This is a genomic window from Lysobacter sp. GX 14042, assembly GCF_021390425.1.
Taxonomy (GTDB): Bacteria; Pseudomonadota; Gammaproteobacteria; order Xanthomonadales; family Xanthomonadaceae; genus Novilysobacter.
The window spans coordinates 53952-74550 of the sequence record NZ_JAJUWY010000001.1; the positions used below are offsets into that span (position 1 = coordinate 53952).

Sequence of the window (20599 nt, forward strand, 5' to 3'; positions counted from 1 at the left end):
TCGCTGATGGACGCCGCGCGCGTCCATCTCTATACCCATCCCGCCTGCCTGGGGCATGTTCCCGGTGCGGCACACGTCGAGGTGCCGGCACGGCTGGAGGCGGTGACCGGGGCGCTGTCGGATGCCTTTCCCGGGTTGCCCTGGCACAGCGCACCCGAGGCGACCCGCGCCCAGTTGCTGCGCGTCCATGACCCCTCGCTCCTGGCGCTGGTGCTGGACAGCCGCTTCGCCGAAGGCGATCCACCGATGCACCTGGACCCCGACACCGTGGTCGGCCCCGGCTCGGCCGGCGCCGCGCTGCGGGCCGCCGGCGCGGGGATCGCGGCAGTCGATGCGGTGATCGCCGGCGGGGCGGCACGCGCCTTCTGCGCGGTACGCCCACCAGGCCATCATGCCGGGCACTCCACGCCAATGGGCTTCTGCCTGCTCAACAACGTCGCGGTCGCCGCCGCCCACGCGGTGCATGGGCACGGGCTGTCGCGGGTGGCGATCGTCGACTTCGACGTGCACCACGGCAACGGCACCCAGGAGATCCTCGCCGGGGAGCCGTCGATGCTGTACCTGTCCAGCCACCAGTCGCCGCTGTTTCCGGACACCGGCCGCAGCGACGGCGGCGGCAATGCGCTCAACCGGCTTCTGGCGCCCGGCACCGGCAGCAGCGGGTTCCGCCAGGCCTGGGACGAGCACCTGCTTCCGGCGCTGCACGCCTGGCGGCCGCAACTGGTGCTGGTCTCGGCGGGCTTCGATGGCCACCGCCTGGATCCGCTCGCCGACCTTCGCCTGGATGCCGACGATTTCGCCTGGTTGACCACGCGCATCCGCGCCATCGCCGACCGGCACGCCGGCGGACGGCTGGTGTCCACGCTCGAAGGCGGCTACTCGCTGCCGGCACTTGCCGAGGCGGTGACGGCGCACGTCGGCGCGCTGGCCTGAGCTTGCGCAGCTTCTTCACCCGGTGCGTGCAAGGGTGAACGCCCGCAGAAGCGGGCACCCCCCGCATTGCCGGTGAATGGGCACTTCCGGCAAGCTAGCGGACGTTTTTCCCGCCCAACCGGATGGCCGCGTGCGAAACAGCTTCCGTTTCCTTCCCTTGTCGCTGTGCATCGCTGCCGCCCTGCCGGTCCATGCACAGGGACTCGATGACGACTGGCGGCTGTGTCCGCTGGAGGATGCGGTCCCGCCGTTCCTTGACGCGCCCGAGCCGGTCGGCACGCCGGCCGATCGCGAGAACCTGCCGACCGACATCGCCGGCGACGCGCTCGATGCCAGCGAGTCCGCGAGCACGGTCTTCCAGGGGAACGTCGAGCTGACCCGCGGCGACCAGTTCCTGGGCACCGACCAGCTCACCTACGACAGCGAGACCGGCACCTATGTCGCCGAGGGCAGCGTGCGCTACCAGGATTCCGGGATGCGGATCCTCGCCGAGCGCGCCCACGGCGACCAGGAGACCGACCGGCACACCATCGAGGACCTGCGCTACCAGCTGATCGAACGCCGTGGCAACGGCGGCGCCGAGAAGATCGAGCTGCAGGGCGAACAGGGCCTGCTGCTGGGCTCGACCTACTCCACCTGCCCGCCCTCGGAGCGCGGCTGGGAACTGCGCGCCGACCGCATCGACATCGACACCGAGGAAGGCCTGGCCGTCGCCCGGCAGGCCAGCATCCGGATCGGCAAGGTGCCGGTGCTGTACGTGCCCTGGCTGATGTTCCCGATCGACGACCGCCGGCGCACCGGCCTGCTGTGGCCTTCGATCCGGCTGTCCGGACGCAACGGCTTCGACTACGAGCAGCCGGTCTACCTCAACCTGGCGCCGAACTACGACGCCACCCTGTCCCCGCGCATCATGACCGAGCGCGGGGCGATGCTCGGCGCCGAGTTCCGCTGGCTCTACAGGGGCGGCCGCGGCATCCTCGAAGGAGCCTGGATGCCGACCGACAAGCTGCCGGAGAACGAACCGGAGCGCTATGCCGGCTCGCGCACCCCGCCGACCGACGACCGCGGCACCTTCAAGTTCAACGCCACCCACGCGCTGTGGGGCAACTGGCGGGCGCAGGCCAACCTGGGCTGGGTCAGCGACCCGCACTACCTCGAGGACTTCAGCAACAGCCAGTACGGGATGTCGGCCTGGAACATCCGCAGCGCGCTGGGTGTGTACGGCCGCGGCCGGTACTGGGATGCCGGAGTGATGGCCGACCACAACCAGCTCGCCGACTACACCCTCACCGAGCGCAACCTGCGCTACGACCGCATGCCGCGCGGCTACCTGAACTGGGCGCAGCCGGTCGGCGACTGGTTCGAGGCCGGCATCAACGCCGAGGCGGTGAAGTTCCAGCACGACGTGCGTGACGAGGGCTCGCGCCTGGACCTCAAGCCATACCTGGCGATGCCGCTGGAAGGCCCGAGCTGGTACGTCACCCCGAAGCTGGCCTGGCGCTACACCGCCTGGCAGCTAGACGACGCGCTGGCCGCGGCCAACGGCGGCGAGGACTCGCCCACCCGCAGCCTGCCGATCACCTCGCTGGATGCCGGGCTGTTCTTCGACCGGCAGGTGGAGATTGCCGGCGAAAGCTTCCTCAACACGCTCGAGCCGCGGATCTATTACCTCAACGTCCCCTACGAGGACCAGGCCGGGCTGCCGCGCTTCGACACCAACCCGATGACCTTCAGCTGGGGCCAGCTGTTCCGCGACAACCGCTTCACCGGACCGGACCGGCAGATCGACGCCAACCAGCTGACCACCGCGGTGACCACCCGCCTGATCAGCGAAGAGGACGGCCGCGAGCGGCTGGCGGCCAGCATCGGCCAGATCCACTACTTCGAGGACAGCCGGGTCACCCTCAACCGCAACCAGGCGCCGCTGGAACGTGGCCGGTCGGCGTGGGTGGCCGACGTGGGCGTCGCACCGGGCGACCGCTGGACCATCAACGCGTCCTACCAGTGGGACCCGAAGGAGCGCCGGGAGGACCTGATCAGCCTGCGCACGCGCTACCTGGTCGGCGATACCGGCGTGGTGAACCTGGGCTACCGCTACCGCCGCAACCTGGCCGAGCAGGTGGACTTCTCGTTCCTGTACCCGGTCAGCCGGGACTGGAGCCTGGTCGGCCGCTACTACTACTCGCTCGACCAGCGCAAGCTGATCGAGTCGATCGGCGGCGTGCAGTGGGAAAGCTGCTGCATGGCGGTGCGCCTGGTGGCCCGCCGCTACATCCGCCACCGCAGCGGCGAGCTCGACGATTCCCTGCGTTTCGAGATCGAGCTCAAGGGCCTGGGCTCGGCCGGGCAGAAATCCGGCGAGCTGCTGCGCCGTGCTATTCTCGGCTACGAGCGCGACGACCTCTACCTGGTCCCGCCCTCCTCGCTGGACAGCGACTCCTTCGACTCCTCCCTCGATCCGATCCCATGAAGAAACTGTTCGCCTGCCTCCTCGTCGGGGCACTGCTGGCGGGGCCAGCGCATGCACAGGTGGAGCCGATCGACGGCATCGCCGCAGTAGTGGACGAGGACGTCGTCCTGCGCAGCGAGCTGGATCGCGCGATCGCCAACATCCGCTCCCAGTACGTCGGTCGCGAAGACCAGCTGCCGCCGGCCGCCGTGCTCGAGCGCCAGGTGGCCGAGCGGCTGGTGCTGCTCAAGTTGCAGGTCGCCCGCGCCCGTGACACCGGCGTCCGGGTCGGCGACCAGGAAGTCGACCAGGCCATCGCCGCCATTGCCGGCCAGAACGGCGCCACCACGCAGCAGCTGGTGGCCCAGCTTGCCGCCGACGGCCTGGACTTCGAGCAGTTCCGCGACTCGGTGCGCGAGGAGCTGATGATCCAGCACCTGCGCAACCGCTTCGCCCAGAGCGAGATCGCGGTGACCGACGCCGAGGTCGACGCTGCGCTACAGGCCCAGGCCGGGGGTGGCCAGCAGTACCACATCGCCCACATCCTGGTCGGCCTGCCGGAAGGCGCCACCCCCGAGCAGATCAATACCGCGCAGCAGAAGATCGAAGGCATCAAGGCCCTGCTCGACCGTGGCGAGATGAACTTCGCCGCTGCCGCGGTGCGCTACTCCGACAGCCCCAACGCGCTGGAAGGTGGCGACCTGGGCTGGCGCGGCCGCAACGAGATCCCTTCGGCATTCTCCCAGCTGGTGGCGGAAATGAGCCCGGGCGAGGTGACCGCGCCGATCCGCGGGCCGAGCGGCTTCCAGCTGGTCCAGCTGGTGGACGCACGCGACGGCTCCCAGGCCGGTACGCAGATGGCCACCCAGGTACGCGCCAGCCACATCCTGATCCGGACCGCCGAGGGCACGGACCCGGCGGAAGCCAGGGCCGAGGCCGACACCCTGCACGCCCGGCTGGTCGGCGGCGCCTCCTTCGAGGAACTCGCCCGTACGCAGTCGCAGGACACCAGCTCGCAGGCCAACGGCGGCGACCTGGGCTGGTTCATGCCGCAGGAATACGGCCCGGAGTTCGCCACCGTGCTGGCGGGGCTGCGCGACGGTGAGCTGTCACAGCCGTTCCAGACCCCGGCCGGCTGGCACATCGTCAAGCTCACCGGCACCCGCGAAGCCGACATCGGCGACCAGAGCCGGCGTGCCCAGGTGCGCGAGATGCTCGGCCGGCGCAAGCTCGAGGACCGCTGGGAGCGCTTCGTGCGCGAAATGCGCAACGAGGCCTACGTCGACCTGCGCGCCTCGGCCCCGGACGACGACGCCCAGGCCGATTGACATGCAGCGCCCCCGGCTCGCGCTGGTCCCGGGAGAACCGGCCGGCGTCGGGCCAGAGTTGTGCGTGCGGCTCGCCCAGCGCCGCAACCCGGCCGCGCTGGTCGCACTGGCCGACCCGGTGGTGATGGAGCAGGCGGCAGCCCGACTGGGCCTGCCGTTGCGCCTGCTGCCCGCCGGGCGCGCGGCCGATGCCGGTCCTGGCGAGCTTGCCCTGTCGCCGGTGCCCGTCGCCGCGGAGGTGCGCGCGGGCCATCCGGACCCGGCCAACGCACGTGCCGTCATCGATGCCCTCCTGCTGGGCGCCGAAGGCTGCATCGCGGGCGGTTTCGAAGGACTGGTCACCGGTCCGGTGCACAAGGCGGTGGTCAACGACGCCGGCATTCCCTACACCGGGACCACCGGCCTGCTGGCGGGCCATGCCGGGTGCGAGGTGGTGATGATGCTGGCCAACCCGGGGTTGCGGGTGGCGCTGGTGACCACCCACCTGCCGCTGCGGGAGGTCGCCGACGCGGTGACCGGCACCGCGCTCGCACGGACCCTGCGGATCCTGCATGCGGCCCTGCGGCGCGACTTCGGTGTGTCCCGGCCGCGCATCGCGGTGCTGGGCCTGAACCCCCATGCCGGCGAGCAGGGCCATCTCGGCCGCGAGGAGATCGACGTGCTCATCCCGGTGCTGGAGGCACTGCGCGGCGAGGGGATGGAACTGGAGGGCCCGCTGCCCGCCGACACCGCCTTCCTTCCCGCCCGGCTCGCCGGCACCGATGCGGTGCTGGCCATGTACCACGACCAGGGCCTGCCGGTGCTCAAGTACAGCGGCTTCGAACAGGCGGTGAACCTCACCCTGGGCCTGCCCTACCCGCGGGTGGCGGTCGACCACGGCACCGCGCTGGACCTGGCCGGGCGCGGCGTGGCCGATCCCTCCAGCCTGTTCGCCGCGGTCGATGCCTGCGCGGCCATCGCGCTGGCCCGGCGCGACACCGGAGCAACGACGGCATGACCAGCCAGGGCTTCAGCGAGCCGGCGAAGAAGCACCTCGGGCAGCACTTCCTGCACGAACGCACGGTCATCGACAGGATCGTCCGCGCGGTCGACCCGAGGCCGGGCGAGGCGCTGGTGGAGATCGGCCCGGGACAGGGGGCGATCACCTTCCCGCTGCTGCGGCGCGACGGGGCGTTGACGGTGATCGAGTTCGACCGCGACCTGGTCGCCCCGCTCACCGCGGCGGCCGACGGGCTCGGGAGCCTGCGGATCATCAACCGCGACGTGCTGTCGGTCGATTTCAGCGCACTCGCCCGCGAGCTCTCCGGCGCGCAATCCCCGCGGATCAGGCTGGTCGGCAACCTGCCCTACAACCTGTCCTCGCCGATCCTGTTCCATGCCCTGGACCACGCCGCGGCGATCACCGACATGGTGTTCATGCTGCAGAAGGAGGTGGTCGACCGCATGGCCGCCGGTCCCGGCAGCAAGGTCTACGGCCGGCTGGGGGTGATGCTGCAGGCGTTCTGCACGGTGATTCCGCTGTTCACCGTGCCGCCGGGTGCGTTCCGCCCCCCGCCGAAGGTCGACTCGGCCGTGGTGCGGCTGGTGCCGCTGCCGGCGGACCAGGTCCGCGTGCAGGACCGGGCGCTGTTCGCCCAGGTGGTGCGGGAGGCCTTCGGCCAGCGGCGCAAGACCCTGCGCAACGCGCTCGCGCGTACCTGCGATGCGGCCACCCTGGACGCCGCCGGCGTGTCTCCAAAGGTGCGCGCCGAGCAGGTGCCGGTGGCGGACTTCATCGCGCTCGCCAACCACCTGGCGCGCGAAGGCGTGCGCGCCGGCCACGGCTGAGCCGGCGGAACCGGAAATCCCGCTGCCGCATGCGTCCGGCCGGCACCGGGTTCATTACACTGTCGCCATGCCTGCCTGCCCCGACCCTGCCCCTCCTCCCGCCCGCCGTCGCCACGGAGCGCACGGCTGATGGCCGTCTGGGCCATCGGCGACCTGCAGGGCTGCTACGACGCCACCCAACGGTTGCTGGAGAAGATCGGCTTCGACCCGGCGTCGGACCGGCTCTGGTTCTGTGGCGACCTGGTCAACCGCGGCGGCCAGTCCCTGGAGACCCTGCGGCTGGTGCACTCGCTGCGCGAACAGGCCACCGTGGTGCTGGGCAACCACGACCTGTCGCTGCTGGCGATCGGCGAGCGCCGCGAGGAAGAAAAGCGCAAGGTCAACCCGGACCTGCAGCGGGTGGTACTGGCCGAGGATGCCGCGCAGCTGCTGGGCTGGCTGCGCGGGCAGAAGCTGGTCCACGTCGACCGCGACCTGGGCTGGATGATGGTGCATGCCGGCCTGGGGCCGAAATGGACCACCCAGATGGCCGAGAAGTACGCCGCCGAGGTCGAGGCGGTCCTGCACGGGCCCAACTACCAGCGGCTGCTGCGCAACATGTACGGCGATGGCCCGGCGTGGAACCCGCGCCTGCAGGGCACCGACCGGCACCGCGCGATCATCAACATCTGCACCCGCATGCGCTACTGCTCGCCGCGCGGGCGGATCTCCTACGAGGACAAGGGGGCCCCGGGCACCCAGCCGCCGGGGCTGTACCCGTGGTTCTCGGTGCCCGGGCGGGTGGAGCGCGACCTGAAGCTGGCCTGCGGCCACTGGTCCACGCTGGGCCTGCACATCAGTGGCGGAGTGCATGCGATCGATACCGGCGCGGTCTGGGGGGGGCGGCTTACCGCGCTCCGCCTGGACACCGACGGGCTCCAGGTGGTCCAGGTGCCCGGGCGCGACGTGCCGGCCAGTCCGCCACGCGCGCGGCCGCCCCGGCGTGATGGTGGCGGCCGTTCCGGCGGTGGCCGCCGCCGTGGCGGCGGGCAGCGCAACGGGGGACGGTCCGACGTGGAAGCCACCGGACCGGCACGGGACGCCGCCCCGCCGGGCACGTCCGGCCCCGCCGGCGGACGCGCCTAGCGGCGCCGGTAGTCGACGAACTCGAAAGCGTGCGCGTGCCGTCCATCCGTCGGGTGCGGCTCGCGCGCCATCACCTGCCACTGAGCGGGATCGAAGGACGGGAAGAAGGTATCGGCGTCTTCGACCGCGGTGTCGACATGGGTCAGGTGCATCCGCGTCGCCCGCGGCAGGCACAGCGCGTACACCTCGCCCCCGCCGATCACCCACAACTGCCGTGCCCGGTCCGCCGCGGCCAGGCGCAGCGCCCGGGTAACCGACTCCACCGCTTCCATGCCGTCCCACGGCACCTGTCCGCTGCGCGTCAGCACCAGGTTGCGGCGGCCCGGCAGCGCGCGCCCCAGTGATTCGGCGGTGCGCCGCCCCATCAGCAGCGGCTGGCCCAAGGTCAGTGCCTTGAAGCGCCTGAGGTCATCCGGCAATCGCCACGGCAGGTCGTTGTCACGCCCGATCGCCCGGTTGCGGTCCAGCGCGGCGAGCAGCACCAGTTCCGGCGTGCCACTCACACCGCCACCGGGGCGCGGATCGCCGGGGCCGGGTCGTAGTCCTCGATGGCGATGTCATCGAAGCGGAAGCCGAGGATGTCGCGCACGACGGGGTTGAGCACCAGCCGGGGCAGCGCCCGCGGCGCGCGTGAGAGCTGCTCGCGGGCCTGCTCCAGGTGGTTGGAGTACAGGTGCGCATCGCCCAGGGTGTGGATGAACTCGCCCGGTTGCAGCCCGCATACCTGCGCCACCATGTGGGTCAGCAGCGCGTAGCTGGCGATGTTGAACGGCACGCCCAGGAAGATGTCGCCGCTGCGCTGGTACAGCTGGCAACTCAAGCGCCCATCGGCGACGTAGAACTGGAACATCACGTGGCAGGGCATCAATGCCATGTCCGGCAGGTCGGCGACGTTCCAGGCCGAGACCACCAGCCGGCGGGAATCCGGATTGGCCTTGATCTGCGCGATCACGTCGCGGAGCTGGTCGACTTCGCCGCCGTCCGGCCGCGCCCAGCGCCGCCATTGCTTGCCATAGACCGGCCCGAGCTCACCCTGGGCATCGGCCCATTCGTCCCAGATCGAAACGCCGTTTTCCTTCAGGTAGCCGATGTTGGTATCGCCGCGCAGGAACCACAGCAGCTCGTGGATGATCGAGCGCAGGTGCAGCTTCTTGGTGGTCACCAGGGGGAAGCCGTCGGCCAGGTCGAAGCGCATCTGCCAGCCGAACACGCTGCGCGTGCCGGTGCCGGTACGGTCGGATTTCACGGTCCCGTGCGCGAGCACATGCCCGAGCAGCTCGAGATACTGGCGCATCGTCTACTCCCCCTGCGGTGCCGGCTGCAGCACCGGCTGGCGCCGCGACCAGGCCAGCCAGCCCAGGCCGAGGACGATCAGCGGCAGGCTCAGCACCTGCCCCATGGTCAGCCAGCCGAAGGCGAGATAGCCCAGCTGCGCATCCGGCATCCGCACGAACTCCACCAGGAAGCGGAAGCTGCCATACAGCAGCGCGAACAGCCCGGCGACCGCGTAGCGCGGGCGCGGCCGGCGCGAATACCACCACAGCGCGCAGAACATCACCAGGCCCTCCAGCGCGGCCTGGTACAGCTGCGAGGGGTGGCGCGCGAACGGATCCAGCGCGCCGGAGGCATGCAGCCGGCGCAGCTGCTCCATGGGCAGCCCGGTGTACGGCCCCAGGTCCGAGTGCGGGAACACCACGCCCCAGTTGCCGCCGGTGAACTTGCCCCACAACTCGCCGCCGATGTAGTTGCCCAGCCGCCCCAGGCCCAGGCCGGGCGGCACCAGCGGGGCGACGAAGTCGACCGTATCCATCAGGTGCAGCCGCTGCCTGCGCGACCACCACCAGGCCGCCGCGACCACGCCCAGCAGGCCGCCGTGGAAGCTCATGCCGCCTTCCCAGACCTTCAGCAGCATCAGCGGATTGGCGAGGAACTCGTCGAAGACGTAGAACAGGATGTAGCCGATCCGCCCACCCAGGATCACCCCGAGGATCCCGTAGAACAGCAGGTCGCCGAAGGCCTCCTCGTTCACGCCCGGCAGGCGCCCGGCGCGGATCCGCCGCCGGCCCAGCCACCAGGCGATGCCGAAGCCGAGCAGGTACATGATCCCGTACCAGTGCACGCGCACCGGTCCCAGGGCCAATGCGATCGGGTCGATGTCGTGTAACTGGATCATGCGCTCACGGGCGTGGTGGATTCACAGTAGGTGGGGGCGGTTGGGCAGCTCGTCCTCGTCGCGCCCGTCCCCGCCCTGCGGGAAATGGCGCTCCATGTGCGCTGAGATCATCTCCACCGCGCGCAGGATGCCGGCGCCGGGCTGCCCTTCGCGCAGGCCGGCGGCGACAGTGTCGCAGGCCTGGCGCCATTGTGCGTCGTCGACCTTTCCGCGATAGCCGCGGTCGGCGACGATCTCGATGTGGTGGTCGGCCAGCAGCAGGTACACCAGCACGCCGCTGTTGAGCTCGGTATCCCACACTCCCAGTTCGCCGAACACCTGCCGGGCGCGGGTCGCCGGAGCCAGTCCGGACAGCAGCGCGCCCGCCGGCAGCGAGGCTTCCACCGCGAAACAGATCTCGCCGCGGTGGCGCTGCTCGGCGGTGGCGATCGCCCGGGTGATCTCTTCCAGGCATCCGGCCGGGAACAGGGTGCGCGCCGAGGGCGCGAACAGGTGCCTGAGCAGGCGCATCACGTCCCTCACCAGCCGCCGGAGGCGCCACCGCCCCCGCTGAAGCCACCGCCGCCACCCCAGCCACCTCCGCCGCCGAAGCCGCCGCCGAACCCTCCACCGCCCCGGCCGCCACCGCCGAACGGAGGTCCGCCCCAGCCGCCGCCACCCCAGCCGCGGTCGTTCGCGTAGCGGCCCGGCCGGGCCAGGCTGGCCAGGCCGAACAGCAGGCCGATGAGCGCGCCCAGGCCGCCAACCAGCAGCATCCCCGACAGCAGCAGCGCCACCCCGCCGGCCGCGCCGGCGCCGATCACGCCACGCAGCGGACGCGGGGCGCGCGCAAAGATCCCGCGGACCACCTGCGCGGCGATGAACGCGGCGAACAGCCCGACCAGCCAGCCGCCGCCGGACCCGGAGGCCCGGTGGCCGGCCATCGGCTCGGGCAGCGGCTCGCCGTCGACCAGCCCGACCAGCACCGCGCTCGCCTCGACGATGCCGCCGGCGAAGTCGCCCGCGCGGAAGCGTGGGACCAGGTACTCCTGGATCACCCGCGAGGCGGTCGCGTCGGGAATCGCGCCCTCCAGTCCGTAGCCGACCTCGATGCGGACCCGGCGGTCGTCGATGGCGACCACCAGCAACAGGCCGTCGTCCACGCCCTGGCGGCCCAGCCGCCACTGGTCGTACACCCGCACCGCGTATTGCGCGATGTCCTCGGGCACGGTGGTGGGGACCACCAGCACCTGCAGCTGGCTGCCCTTGCGTTGCTGCAGGGCGAGTGCCTGCGCCTCCAGTTGCCGCACCGTGCCCGCGTCCAGGGTGCCGGTGGTGTCGACCACCGGCGAGTCCAGGGCCGGGATCGGCGCCAGCTCCTGCGCCTGGGTCCACGGGGCAAGCAGCAGCGCAAGGAGCAGCCCGCACGCCTGGAGGGCGGACAGCCAGCGCCGCCCGCCGGGCAGGCGCTCAGCCATTCGAGCCGAAGTCCACCTGCGGCGCCTGCTGGATCTGCTGCAGGTTGTCGACGGTGAAGTTCGGCCTGGTCTGGTAGCCGAACACCTTGGCGGTGAGGTTCTGCGGGAACTGCCGGATGAAGGTGTTGTAGTCCTGCACCGCGCCGATGTAGCGCTGGCGCTCGACGGTGATGCGGTTCTCGGTGCCTTCCAGCTGTGCCTGCAGCTGCAGGAAGTTCTGGTCGGCCTTGAGCTGCGGGTAGTTCTCGGCCACCAGCAGCAAGCGCCCGATCGCGCTCTGCAGCTGTCCCTGGGCCTGCTGGAACTGCTCCAGCGAAGCCTGGTCGCCGGCATCCACGTTGACGCTGCCCACCCGCGAGCGTGCTTCGGTCACCTCGGTGAACACCTGCTGCTCGTGCTGGGCGTAGCCACGCACGGTGGCCACCAGGTTGGGCACCAGGTCAGCGCGCCGCTGGTAGACGTTGATGACCTGCGACCAGGCCGCATCCACCGCCTCTTCCTTCTGCTGGATGGTGTTGTAGCCACAACCGCTGAGCAGCAGTACCAGTACCAGCGCCATCAACCGGGCCATGCGATCACTCCGTCCAAAAGGGGCCGCGCCATTGCACCACCGGCCGTGCGAAGGGGCGGTTCACGCCCCGCCGTGCTCCGGGAACCGGCGCAGGCCGGCGCGCTTCTTGGCCCACAGGTTCAGGAACTCCACCGCCGCCGAGAAACCCATCGCGCCGTAGATGTAGCCCTTCGGCACGTGCAGGTCGAAGCCCTCGGTCACCAGGTAGGCGCCGATCAGCACGATGAAGGCCAGCGCCAGCATCTTCACCGTGGGGTTGCGGTCGATGAACTGGCCCAGCGGCCGCGCCGCCAGCAGCATCATCGACACCGCCAGCAGGATCGCCGTGACCATGATCCAGGTCTGGTCGGCCATGCCCACCGCGGCGATCACCGAGTCCAGCGAGAACACGATGTCGATCACTGCGATCTGCGCCATGACCATGCCGAAAGAGGCGGCCGGCCTGGCGTGGACGTCGGCCGACTCGGGCTCGCCGACGATGCCGTCGCGGATCTCCATCACCCCCTTCACCAGCAGGAACGCGCCACCGAGGATCAGCACCAGGTCGCGCACCGAGATGCCCTGCCCGAACAGCGTGAACAGATCGTGGGTCAGCCCGGCCAGCCAGGCCAGGGTGAGCAGCAGCACGATCCGCGAGATGCAGGCAACCGCAATGCCGATCTTGCGTGCCCGCTCGCGCACCGTGACCGGCAGGCGGCTGACGGCGATCGAGATGAAGACCAGGTTGTCGATGCCCAGCACGATCTCGATCGCGCTCAGGGTCAGCAGGGTGATCCAGACTTCCGGATCGAGCAGCATTTCGTACACGGGCGTTTCCGTTCCAGTGATTCGGGGGTGTTTGGATCAGCCAGCGCCGAGGCGCGGCCAGAGGATGGCCGCCCAGCTCAGCGCGACCAGGAGCATGGCGAGGAACACCGCGGCCGAGCCCATGTCCTTGGCCCGCCCGGCCAGTTCATGGTGCTGCGCGCCGTAGCGTTCGATGACCGCCTCGATGGCGGAGTTGAGCAGTTCCACGACCAGCACCAGCACCATCGGCGAAATCAGCAGCATCCGTTCCACGCCATCGGTGCCCAGCCACCAGGCCAGCGGGGCGAGCACGACGAACAGGTAGACCTCCAGCCGGAAGGAGGATTCGTGGTACCAGGCCGCGCCCAGGCCCTGCAGCGACCACCGGGCCGCGGCCAGTACCTGCGCTGGCCGCCGCGGAAGGTGGCCGGTCTCGTCCGCCATTGGACTCAGTGCGTCCGCTCGGGGGCGGGCGTGGAACGGCGTTGCTCGGCTGTGCGGGACATTCAAAGGGGACCGGTGCTGCGCGCAAGCGGGCGATTCTGCCACAGTGGTCCCGGCCCTGCCCGGGGCTTCACCCCGCGGGCACCGGGACGTGCCAGCATCACCCGTACCGGGCCAACCCCAGGACACCTTCCATGCGACCGATTGCTATCCTCGGGACCTTCGCCATCCTTGCCATGGGGACCGCCATGTCCGCCACCTTCCCGCAGGCCAGACCGCAGGCGCTGCACCCGGACGACGCGCTTTACCAACCGCTGCTGGAAACCGCCACCGCCCCGCTGCGCCAGCTGTTCGGCGAACATGTGGTGGTCGAGGTCGAGCGCCTGGACTGCCTGGGGCGCTGGGCGTTCCTGCAGGGCAACATGCGCACCCCCGGCGGGCAGCGGCCGGACTTCCGCGGCACCGACTACGCCGACCGTGCGGCGGCCGGAAGCATGTCGGACGTCTACGTGGCGCTGTTGCGCCATGATCCGGCGCCCGCAGGGGCCGGGGCGGACGCCGCCGCCGTCCCGGAGGCCGCTGTCGATGCGGACAGCGGCGATGCCACCGCCGGCTGCGCGACCGGCCCCGGCGAATGGGTGATCCTCGACCACGCGATCGGACCGGGCGACGTCAGCTGGCTGACATGGCCGCAGGAGCACGCGGCACCGAGGGCCGTGTTCGGGTTCTGAAACCGGATACCCCGAAACGAAAAAGGCCGGGGGCTGGGCCACCCGGCCTTTTCACATCGCCCGCCCGGCTCAACGCGGCGGGGTGATGATCTCGTAGTTGCCCGAAGCGCCGCCCCAGCTCACGCGCTGGCTGCCGTCGGCGTTGACGTTGTTGGAGCCGATGAACTTCGGCTGGCCGTTCTCGAAGCCGTGGAACAGGACCACGTGCGACTGGCCGTTCTTCTGCATCAGCACCACGTCGCCGGGCTTGGCGTTGGCCAGTGAGGTGGTCTGCCAGCCGGCGCCCTTGAGGTTGGAGGCCAGCACGTCGACCGAGGCGCTGGCCTGGCCGGAGTCGATCATTCCGGCCTTCTGCAGCACCCCGGAAACGAAGTTGGCGCAGTTGACGTTGTTGGGCACCCAGCTTTCCATCGGGATGTCGCCGCTGTGCTTGAGCTCGCTGGCATTGCGGCCGAGCAGGCCTTCGGCGATGGCGGCGGCGTCCGCGCCGTTGCCGGACCCGGCCGCGACGGGTCCGGTGGACCCCACCGGACCGGCCGTGGCCGTGCCGCCCGCGCCGGTCGCGCCGGTCGCGCCCGTCGCGCCGCCGGGGATCGCGAGGCTCCCTCCGGCGTAGATCAGGTCGGGGTTGGTGATGTGCGAGTTGGCGTCCATCAGCGCGTTCACGCTGGTGCCGTAGCGCTGTGCGATGGCCGACAGGGTGTCGCCCCAGGAGATGCTGTGGTTGCCGATGGCGGTCATCGTTCCTCTCCGTCGGGGCCGGGCCCCGGCTGTGGTATGGAGGGCCGCAGGGGGCCTCGATGGCTGCAGTGTTGTCCGGCTTCCGCGGTGCCCACAACCGGGGGCAACCCTAGATGGGGCCGCCCCGGGGGACCTTCACTCGTCGGCGTAGATCGCCACTCCGCGGCTGCCGTCGGGATTGATCCAGCCACGGTACATGCCGGCGGTATTGAACGGCATGGCGATGTTGCCCTGCGCATCCAGCGCGATCGCCCCGCCGTCGCCGCCAGCCTCCACGACCACGCCGTTCACCACCGCCTCGGCCGCCGTGGCCAGGCTGTCGCCGCGATAGGCCATGCGTGCGCACACGTCATGCGCGACCGCGTTGCGGATATAGAACTCGCCCCAGCCGGTGCCGGATACCCCGCAGCCCGCGTCGGCCCAGGTACCGGCGCCGACCAGCGGCGAATCGCCGACCCGGCCCCACTTCTTGTTGGTCATGCCGCCGGTGCTGGTGGCCGCGGCGATGTGTCCGCGGGCATCGAGCGCCACCGCGCCGACGGTACCGAAGTAGGCGGCCGCGTCTTCCCGGCCGGCCGCGGCCTGGCGCTGCGCGCGCTCCAGCGCACGGCGGCGCGGCGCGGTATCGAACCAGTCGTTGGGCACCCGTTCGATCTCGCCACGGGTATCGGCGAACGCTTCCGCGCCGCCACCGGCCAGCATCACGTGGGGCGAATGCTCCATCACCGCTCGCGCCAGGCGGATCGGGCTGCGCACGGTGGTCACCCCGGCCACCGCGCCGGCGCGACGGGTGTGGCCTTCCATGATCGAGGCATCCAGCTCGTGACCGCCCTCGGCGTTGAACACCGCGCCCTTGCCGGCGTTGAAGTGGGGCGATTCCTCCAGCACCCGCACCGCGGCCTCCACCGCGTCGAGCGCGGCACCGCCGCCGGCGAGGACATCGCCGCCGGCGGCAAGTGCCTGCTGCAGCGTGGCGCGGATCGCGCGCTCGGCCTGCGGATCGAGCGAGCCGCGCTCGATCACCCCGGCGCCGCCGTGGATCACCAGCGCGGTGCGGCCCGCGGCAGCCGCGTCGTCAGGCCTGGCGTGGGCGCAACCGGTGGCCAGGGCCAGCAATGGCACGGCCAGCAGCAGGGAAGGTCGCATGTTCGGCTCCAGAGGGGTGGTGGCCGGAGCATGGCGCCCCGGCCGCCGCGTGTCACCGGCCGACGGTCATGGCTACTGCTGCCGCAGGGCTTCGATCGGGTCCAGCTGCGAGGCCTTGCGCGCCGGGTAGTAGCCGAAGAACAGGCCGGTGGCGATCGAGAAACCCGCCGCCAGCCCGACCACCTGCAGGTCCACCACCACCGGCAAGGAACCGAACCGTCCGACCAGCAGCGCCCCCACCACCCCGATCGCGATGCCCAGCGCGCCACCGATCAGCGAGATCAGCATCGCCTCGGCAAGGAACTGGCGGCGGATGTCCGATGGCCCCGCGCCCACTGCCAGGCGCAGTCCGATCTCGCGGATCCGCTCGGTCACCGAGACCAGCATGATGTTCATGATCCCGATACCGCCTACCACCAGCGAGATGGTCGCCACCGCGGCCAGCAGCAACGACATCAGGCGGGTGGTCTGGGTCCGGGTGGCGACGATCTCGGCGATGTTGCGGACCCGGAAGTCATCCTCCGCGCCGGGCTGGATGTCGTGGCGCTGGCGCAGCAGGGCCTCGATCTGCTCCTGCACGTAATCCAGGTCCCCGGCGCGGGTCACCCCCACCGCGATCTGCTGCACCGCGCCCGGCGGCAGGCCCATCGAGCCCATCAGCCGGCGCCGTGCGGTCTCCAGCGGCACCAGGATCACGTCGTCCTGGTCCTGGCCCCAGCCGCCCTGGCCCTTGGAGTCCAGCACCCCGACCACGGTGAATGGCACCCGCCCCAGGCGGATCGATTCGCCCACCGGGTCCTGGTCGCCGAACAGCTCCCGGCGCACCGTCTCGCCCAGTATCACCGGCTTGGTCGAACCGCCGTAGTCGCGCGCATCGAAACCGGCACCCAGTGCCAGGCCCCAGGCCTCCAGCTCGAACCAGTCCGGCTGCACGCCCTGCCAGCTGGCCGACCAGTTGTTCTCGGCGAACACCACCTGGGTGCTGCCACGCAGCACCCCGCCGACGTACTGGACCTCGGGAATTTCCTCGCGGATCGCCTCCGCGTCACGGGTGGTCAGGGTGTAGAAGCTGGTCGCGCTGGCGCGCACACCGCCGGCCACGCGGCGGGTATTGGGATTGATGTCGAGCCGGTTCGAGCCCAGTCCGGAGACCAGTTTGTCGATCTCCGACTGGGTACCCTGCCCGACCGAGACCATCACGATCACCGCGGCGATGCCGATGATCACGCCCAGCGAGGTCAGCGCGCTGCGCAGCCAGTTGCCGCGCAGCGCGTAGGCCGCCGTGCGCAGCACTTCCAGGACGTTCATGCCGGCTCCTCCTGCAGGTGCAGCTCGCCGTCGTGCATGACGTAGGTCCGGTCCGCATGCGCGGCGACCTCGGGGTCGTGGGTGATCAGCACCACGGTGTGGCCGTCGTCGCGCAGTTGCTTGAACAGGGCGAGGATCTCCTCGCCGGTGCGGCTGTCCAGCGCGCCGGTCGGCTCGTCGGCCAGCAACACCGGGGCGCGGTTGATCAGCGCCCGGGCAATCGCCACGCGCTGCTGCTGGCCGCCGGAAAGCTCGCTGGGCCGGTGCGACTCGCGACTGGCCAGGCCCACCGCGGCCAGCGCCTGGTGCGCGCGCCCGGTGCGCTCCGCGCCGGGAATGCCGGCGTAGGCCATCGGCATCGCCACGTTCTCCAGCGCGGTCATCCGCGGCAGCAGGTTGAAACCCTGGAACACGAAGCCGATCGTGTCCCGGCGCAGCACCGCCAGTGCCTCGGCGTCCAGCGTGGACACGTCGACCCCGTCGCACAGGTAGCTGCCGGTGGTCGGGGTGTCGAGGCAGCCCAGCAGGTTCATCAGGGTCGACTTGCCCGAACCGGAGGGCCCCATGATGGCGACGAACTCGCCGTGTCCGATGCGCAGGTCCACTCCGCGCAGGGCCACCACCTCGGCCTGGCTGCCCGGCGAGTAGACCTTGCCCAGGCCGCGGGTCTCGATGACCGGCGGCCGATCGCCGACGGTCGCGGCCGGCGCGGGGCCGGTCACGACGGACGCTCGCTGCCGACGACCACCTGGTCGCCGTCCTCCAGCGGGCCCGAGACCTCGGTCCAGCTGCCGTCGCTCGCCCCCACGCGCACCATCACCGCGCGCACGCCGCCGCCCTCCAGCAGGTACAGCGGTGCGCGGCGGGCACCGGCCAGGGCCGCCAGTCCGCGGTCCCATTCGGCCTGGCGAACCTCGTCCAGGGTGGCGCGGAAGTCCGCGAACTGGGCCGCCAGGCGCTCGCCCGTCCGCTGGCGCATGGCGGCCTGCATGTCGCCCGAGGGGGCACCGCCCGCCGCCTGCGGGGCCGGACCGCCCGCACCCGCGCCCGTGGACGCGGCCGCGGTGCGGCGCTGGGCCGCCTGCCCGCGCATCCGCTCCAGCGCCGCGTCCAGCGCCGACTGCTGCGTGGCATCCAGCCCGAGCCCGGCCCCGAGTGCGGCGATGTCCCCGTCGAACCCGCCCGCGCCCCGCTGCGGCGGAGCGATGCCGGCATCCTCGGCCGGCTTGTAGCGCAGCGCCGCGTTGGGCACCCGCAGCACCGCGTCGCGGCGGCTGACCTCGATCTCGGCATTGGCGGTCATGCCCGGCAGCAGCACCTGGTCGGCGTTGTCCACCGCCACCACCACCGGATAGGTGATCACGTTGTTGGTGTTGGTGGCCGACAGGCGGATCTGCTGGACCTCGCCGCGGAAGCGCCGGTCGGGGAAGGCATCCACGGTGAAGGACACGCCCTGGCCGGAGACGACCTGGCCGATGTCGGCCTCGTCGATCGCCAGCTCGATCTCCATCTGCGACAGGTCCTCGGCGATCTGGAACAGCACCGGCGCCTGCAGGCTGGCCGCCACGGTCTGTCCCGGCTCCACGGTGCGGGTCAGCACCACGCCGTCGACCGGCGAGCGGATCTCGGTGCGCTCCAGGTTCAGCCGCGAGGTCTGGGTCGAGGCCTGCTGCTGGGTGATCTGCGCCCGCGCGGCGTTGACCTGGGCGCGGGCCTGGTCGAGCGCGGTGCGCGCCACGTCGACGTCGCTGGCCGAGACCAGCTGCGACCGGCCCAGTTCGGACTTGCGCCGGTAATCGGCCTCGGCGTTGCGCAGCGCCGCCTCGGCGGTGGCCAGGCTGGCGCGCGCGGCGTTGGCCGAGGCGGTGCCCTGCTCGATCTGCGCCTGGTAGGTGCTGGGGTCGATCCGGGCGATGACCTGGCCGCGGCTCACCTGGTCGTTGAAGTCGGCCAGCACCTCGGTGACCAGGCCGGAGATCTGGCTGCCGACGTCGACCGTGGAGATCGCCCGCAGGGTACCGGTCGCCGAGATCACCACCCGGATGTCGCCACGCTCCACGGTTGCGGTGCGGTAACCGCTGCCGGCGTCCCCGCCTGCCCGGCCCTGCCACCACCAGGCGCCCGCCAGCACGAGCAGCACCACGACGGCAATGACCAGGGGAGTGCGCCAGCGGCGCCGGTGCGCGGATGCGGCCGCGCGCGAACGGGAGGGATGTGCCATGCGGGCCTCGGAGGGGTGACTGGAGACACCAACGCACCGGCGGGGGAGTGGTTGACCGCCCCGTTCAGCCCATGAAGCGGATCGTCGCCAGGGTGCCATCGCCCGGCAGGCTCTCCAGCGACACCGGCCAGCCCAGCCGCTCGCCCAGGCGGCGCGCGATCGACAGGCCCATCCCGGCGCTCTGCTCGCGGTTCACGTCGGCGCGGAAGAACGGCTTGAAGGCGTTCGACAGCGTTTCCGGGTCCATGCCGATGCCGGTGTCGCGGACCTCGATCCGGTCCCCGTACAGGTGCACCTCGACCCGCCCCTGCTCGGTGAACTTCACCGCGTTGCTGAGCAGGTTGCCCAGCATCACCGCCAGCACGTGGGCCGGACCGAACAGGGTGGTGGCGCCATGGTCCACCAGCCCGATCTCCACCGGTTTGCCGGCCGCCAGCGGGCGCATCCGCTCGACCTGCTCGGCGGCGACCGCGGCGACATCGAACTCGCTGCTCTGCGGGGCGTTGCCGGCCTCGCGGGCGAGGATCAGGAAGGCATCGATCACCGCCTCCATGTCCCGCCCGGCCCGCTGGATCCGCGCCAGCGAGCGCTGCGTCCGCGCCGGGGTGTCCGGGTCGGCGATCATCATGTCCGCCGCCACCCGGATCACCGTCAGCGGCGTGCGCAGCTCATGGCTGGCATCGCGGGTGAAGTCACGCTCGCGCTCGACGAAATCCCCGACCCGCTCGGCCAGCCCGAGCAGCGCGCGCGAGAGCTGGTGGACCTCCGCGCCGGCATCGTCGGGCAGGTTGCCCGGACGGATGGCGTCGGTATCCGGATGCCGGGGATCCCAGCGCGAGACCACCCGCGACAGCCAACTCACCGGCAGCACCATGCGCTTGGAGGTGCGGTAGGTCAGCCAGGTCATCAGGTAGGTGGCCGCGAGCGAGAGCAGCAGCGAGGCCAGCCCGGTCCACAGGATCGCCCGGTCGATGTGCCCGGCTTCGAAGGACAGGTAGAACGTCCCCGGCTCCCGGCGGTCGACCAGCACGTCGTGCTTCACCCCCGGCCGGCCGTCCTCCTCGACCCGGTGGCGGCCCGGTTCGAGCCCGCGTATGTGGGCCGGAACCGTCTCCTCGCCGCCGGCCGGCGCGAAGTATCCGGCCATCGTGCTGGTGTGCGGCAACCGCACGGGGGTGCCGGACGCATGCGCGGACCACCAGATGTCGGCCTCGCGCTGCATGCGCTCGTCCAGCACCGAGCCACGCACCGCCACCCCGGCCAGCACGATGCCGATGGTGATCAGCACGCTGGCGACCGCGGCCTGCGCAATGAACGCCAGCTTGATCCGACGTGGGAGCCCGGGTGACATTACCGCCC

General features: G+C 71.2%; 21 protein-coding genes. 7 read left to right on the plus strand and 14 right to left on the minus strand.

Going from position 1 to position 20599, the window contains the following annotated elements:
- Window positions 1-6 precede the first annotated feature (6 nt).
- From LY625_RS00295 to LY625_RS00320, 6 genes are all read left to right on the plus strand, one after another.
- On the plus strand, window positions 7-933 hold the full coding sequence (locus tag LY625_RS00295; protein WP_233737012.1) for a histone deacetylase family protein: 927 nt from the start codon (window positions 7-9) through the stop codon (window positions 931-933).
- 76 nt (window positions 934-1009) lie between these two features.
- Window positions 1010-3403, plus strand: a complete 2394-nt coding sequence (lptD, locus tag LY625_RS00300) for an LPS assembly protein LptD (protein ID WP_233737013.1) — start codon at window positions 1010-1012, stop codon at window positions 3401-3403.
- Window positions 3400-4710 carry a peptidylprolyl isomerase gene (locus LY625_RS00305; protein WP_233737014.1) on the plus strand — a complete coding sequence of 437 codons (1311 nt, stop codon included), beginning with the start codon at window positions 3400-3402 and terminating at the stop codon, window positions 4708-4710. The genes lptD and LY625_RS00305 overlap by 4 nt, the downstream gene beginning before the upstream one ends.
- 1 nt (window position 4711) lies before the next feature.
- Entirely contained in the window at window positions 4712-5707 is a 996-nt protein-coding gene (gene pdxA, locus LY625_RS00310) for a 4-hydroxythreonine-4-phosphate dehydrogenase PdxA (protein WP_233737015.1), read from the plus strand.
- Entirely contained in the window at window positions 5704-6537 is an 834-nt protein-coding gene (gene rsmA / locus LY625_RS00315; protein WP_233737016.1) for a 16S rRNA (adenine(1518)-N(6)/adenine(1519)-N(6))-dimethyltransferase RsmA, read from the plus strand. The genes pdxA and rsmA overlap by 4 nt, the downstream gene beginning before the upstream one ends.
- Window positions 6538-6666: 129 nt before the next feature.
- Entirely contained in the window at window positions 6667-7662 is a 996-nt protein-coding gene (locus LY625_RS00320) for a symmetrical bis(5'-nucleosyl)-tetraphosphatase (RefSeq protein WP_233737017.1), read from the plus strand.
- On the opposite strand, the gene LY625_RS00325 is transcribed toward LY625_RS00320, so the two are convergent.
- Genes LY625_RS00325 through LY625_RS00360 form a run of 8 tightly spaced genes read right to left on the minus strand, consistent with a single transcriptional unit; the run spans window position 7659 to window position 13093 of the window.
- Window positions 7659-8165 carry a dihydrofolate reductase gene (locus LY625_RS00325; protein ID WP_233737018.1) on the minus strand — a complete coding sequence of 169 codons (507 nt, stop codon included), beginning with the start codon at window positions 8163-8165 and terminating at the stop codon, window positions 7659-7661. The genes LY625_RS00320 and LY625_RS00325 overlap by 4 nt on opposite strands.
- Window positions 8162-8956 carry a thymidylate synthase gene (locus LY625_RS00330; protein ID WP_233737019.1) on the minus strand — a complete coding sequence of 265 codons (795 nt, stop codon included), beginning with the start codon at window positions 8954-8956 and terminating at the stop codon, window positions 8162-8164. The genes LY625_RS00325 and LY625_RS00330 overlap by 4 nt, the downstream gene beginning before the upstream one ends.
- A gap of 3 nt (window positions 8957-8959) precedes the next feature.
- Entirely contained in the window at window positions 8960-9835 is an 876-nt protein-coding gene (gene lgt, locus LY625_RS00335; RefSeq protein WP_233737020.1) for a prolipoprotein diacylglyceryl transferase, read from the minus strand.
- Window positions 9836-9856: 21 nt separating this feature from the next.
- A complete protein-coding gene (locus LY625_RS00340) occupies window positions 9857-10345 on the minus strand; it encodes a TPM domain-containing protein (protein ID WP_233737021.1) in 489 nt (162 codons plus the stop codon).
- Between the two features lie 8 nt (window positions 10346-10353).
- Window positions 10354-11292 carry a TPM domain-containing protein gene (locus LY625_RS00345; protein ID WP_233737022.1) on the minus strand — a complete coding sequence of 313 codons (939 nt, stop codon included), beginning with the start codon at window positions 11290-11292 and terminating at the stop codon, window positions 10354-10356.
- Entirely contained in the window at window positions 11285-11863 is a 579-nt protein-coding gene (locus LY625_RS00350) for a LemA family protein (protein WP_233737023.1), read from the minus strand. The genes LY625_RS00345 and LY625_RS00350 overlap by 8 nt, the downstream gene beginning before the upstream one ends.
- A gap of 60 nt (window positions 11864-11923) precedes the next feature.
- Entirely contained in the window at window positions 11924-12661 is a 738-nt protein-coding gene (locus tag LY625_RS00355; protein WP_233737541.1) for a TerC family protein, read from the minus strand.
- A gap of 45 nt (window positions 12662-12706) precedes the next feature.
- Entirely contained in the window at window positions 12707-13093 is a 387-nt protein-coding gene (locus tag LY625_RS00360; protein ID WP_233737024.1) for a diacylglycerol kinase, read from the minus strand.
- Window positions 13094-13287: 194 nt separating this feature from the next.
- Here LY625_RS00360 and LY625_RS00365 point away from each other — a divergent pair, with 194 nt between their 5' ends.
- Entirely contained in the window at window positions 13288-13824 is a 537-nt protein-coding gene (locus LY625_RS00365; RefSeq protein WP_233737025.1) for a hypothetical protein, read from the plus strand.
- Window positions 13825-13893: 69 nt separating this feature from the next.
- Here the strand turns inward: LY625_RS00365 and LY625_RS00370 are convergent, their stop codons facing one another.
- From LY625_RS00370 to LY625_RS00395, 6 genes are all read right to left on the minus strand, one after another.
- On the minus strand, window positions 13894-14565 hold the full coding sequence (locus LY625_RS00370; protein ID WP_233737026.1) for a LysM domain-containing protein: 672 nt from the start codon (window positions 14563-14565) through the stop codon (window positions 13894-13896).
- Window positions 14566-14700: 135 nt separating this feature from the next.
- Window positions 14701-15711, minus strand: coding sequence for an isoaspartyl peptidase/L-asparaginase (locus tag LY625_RS00375; RefSeq protein ID WP_233737027.1), 1011 nt, complete (start codon window positions 15709-15711; stop codon window positions 14701-14703).
- 72 nt (window positions 15712-15783) lie between these two features.
- Window positions 15784-17019, minus strand: coding sequence for an ABC transporter permease (locus LY625_RS00380; protein ID WP_233737028.1), 1236 nt, complete (start codon window positions 17017-17019; stop codon window positions 15784-15786).
- Window positions 17016-17741, minus strand: coding sequence for an ABC transporter ATP-binding protein (locus tag LY625_RS00385; RefSeq protein WP_233737029.1), 726 nt, complete (start codon window positions 17739-17741; stop codon window positions 17016-17018). Before LY625_RS00385 ends, LY625_RS00380 begins: the two co-directional genes overlap by 4 nt.
- On the minus strand, window positions 17738-19240 hold the full coding sequence (locus LY625_RS00390; protein WP_233737030.1) for an efflux RND transporter periplasmic adaptor subunit: 1503 nt from the start codon (window positions 19238-19240) through the stop codon (window positions 17738-17740). Before LY625_RS00390 ends, LY625_RS00385 begins: the two co-directional genes overlap by 4 nt.
- Before the next feature lie 64 nt (window positions 19241-19304).
- Window positions 19305-20591 carry a HAMP domain-containing sensor histidine kinase gene (locus LY625_RS00395; RefSeq protein WP_233737031.1) on the minus strand — a complete coding sequence of 429 codons (1287 nt, stop codon included), beginning with the start codon at window positions 20589-20591 and terminating at the stop codon, window positions 19305-19307.
- Window positions 20592-20599: the final 8 nt, after the last annotated feature.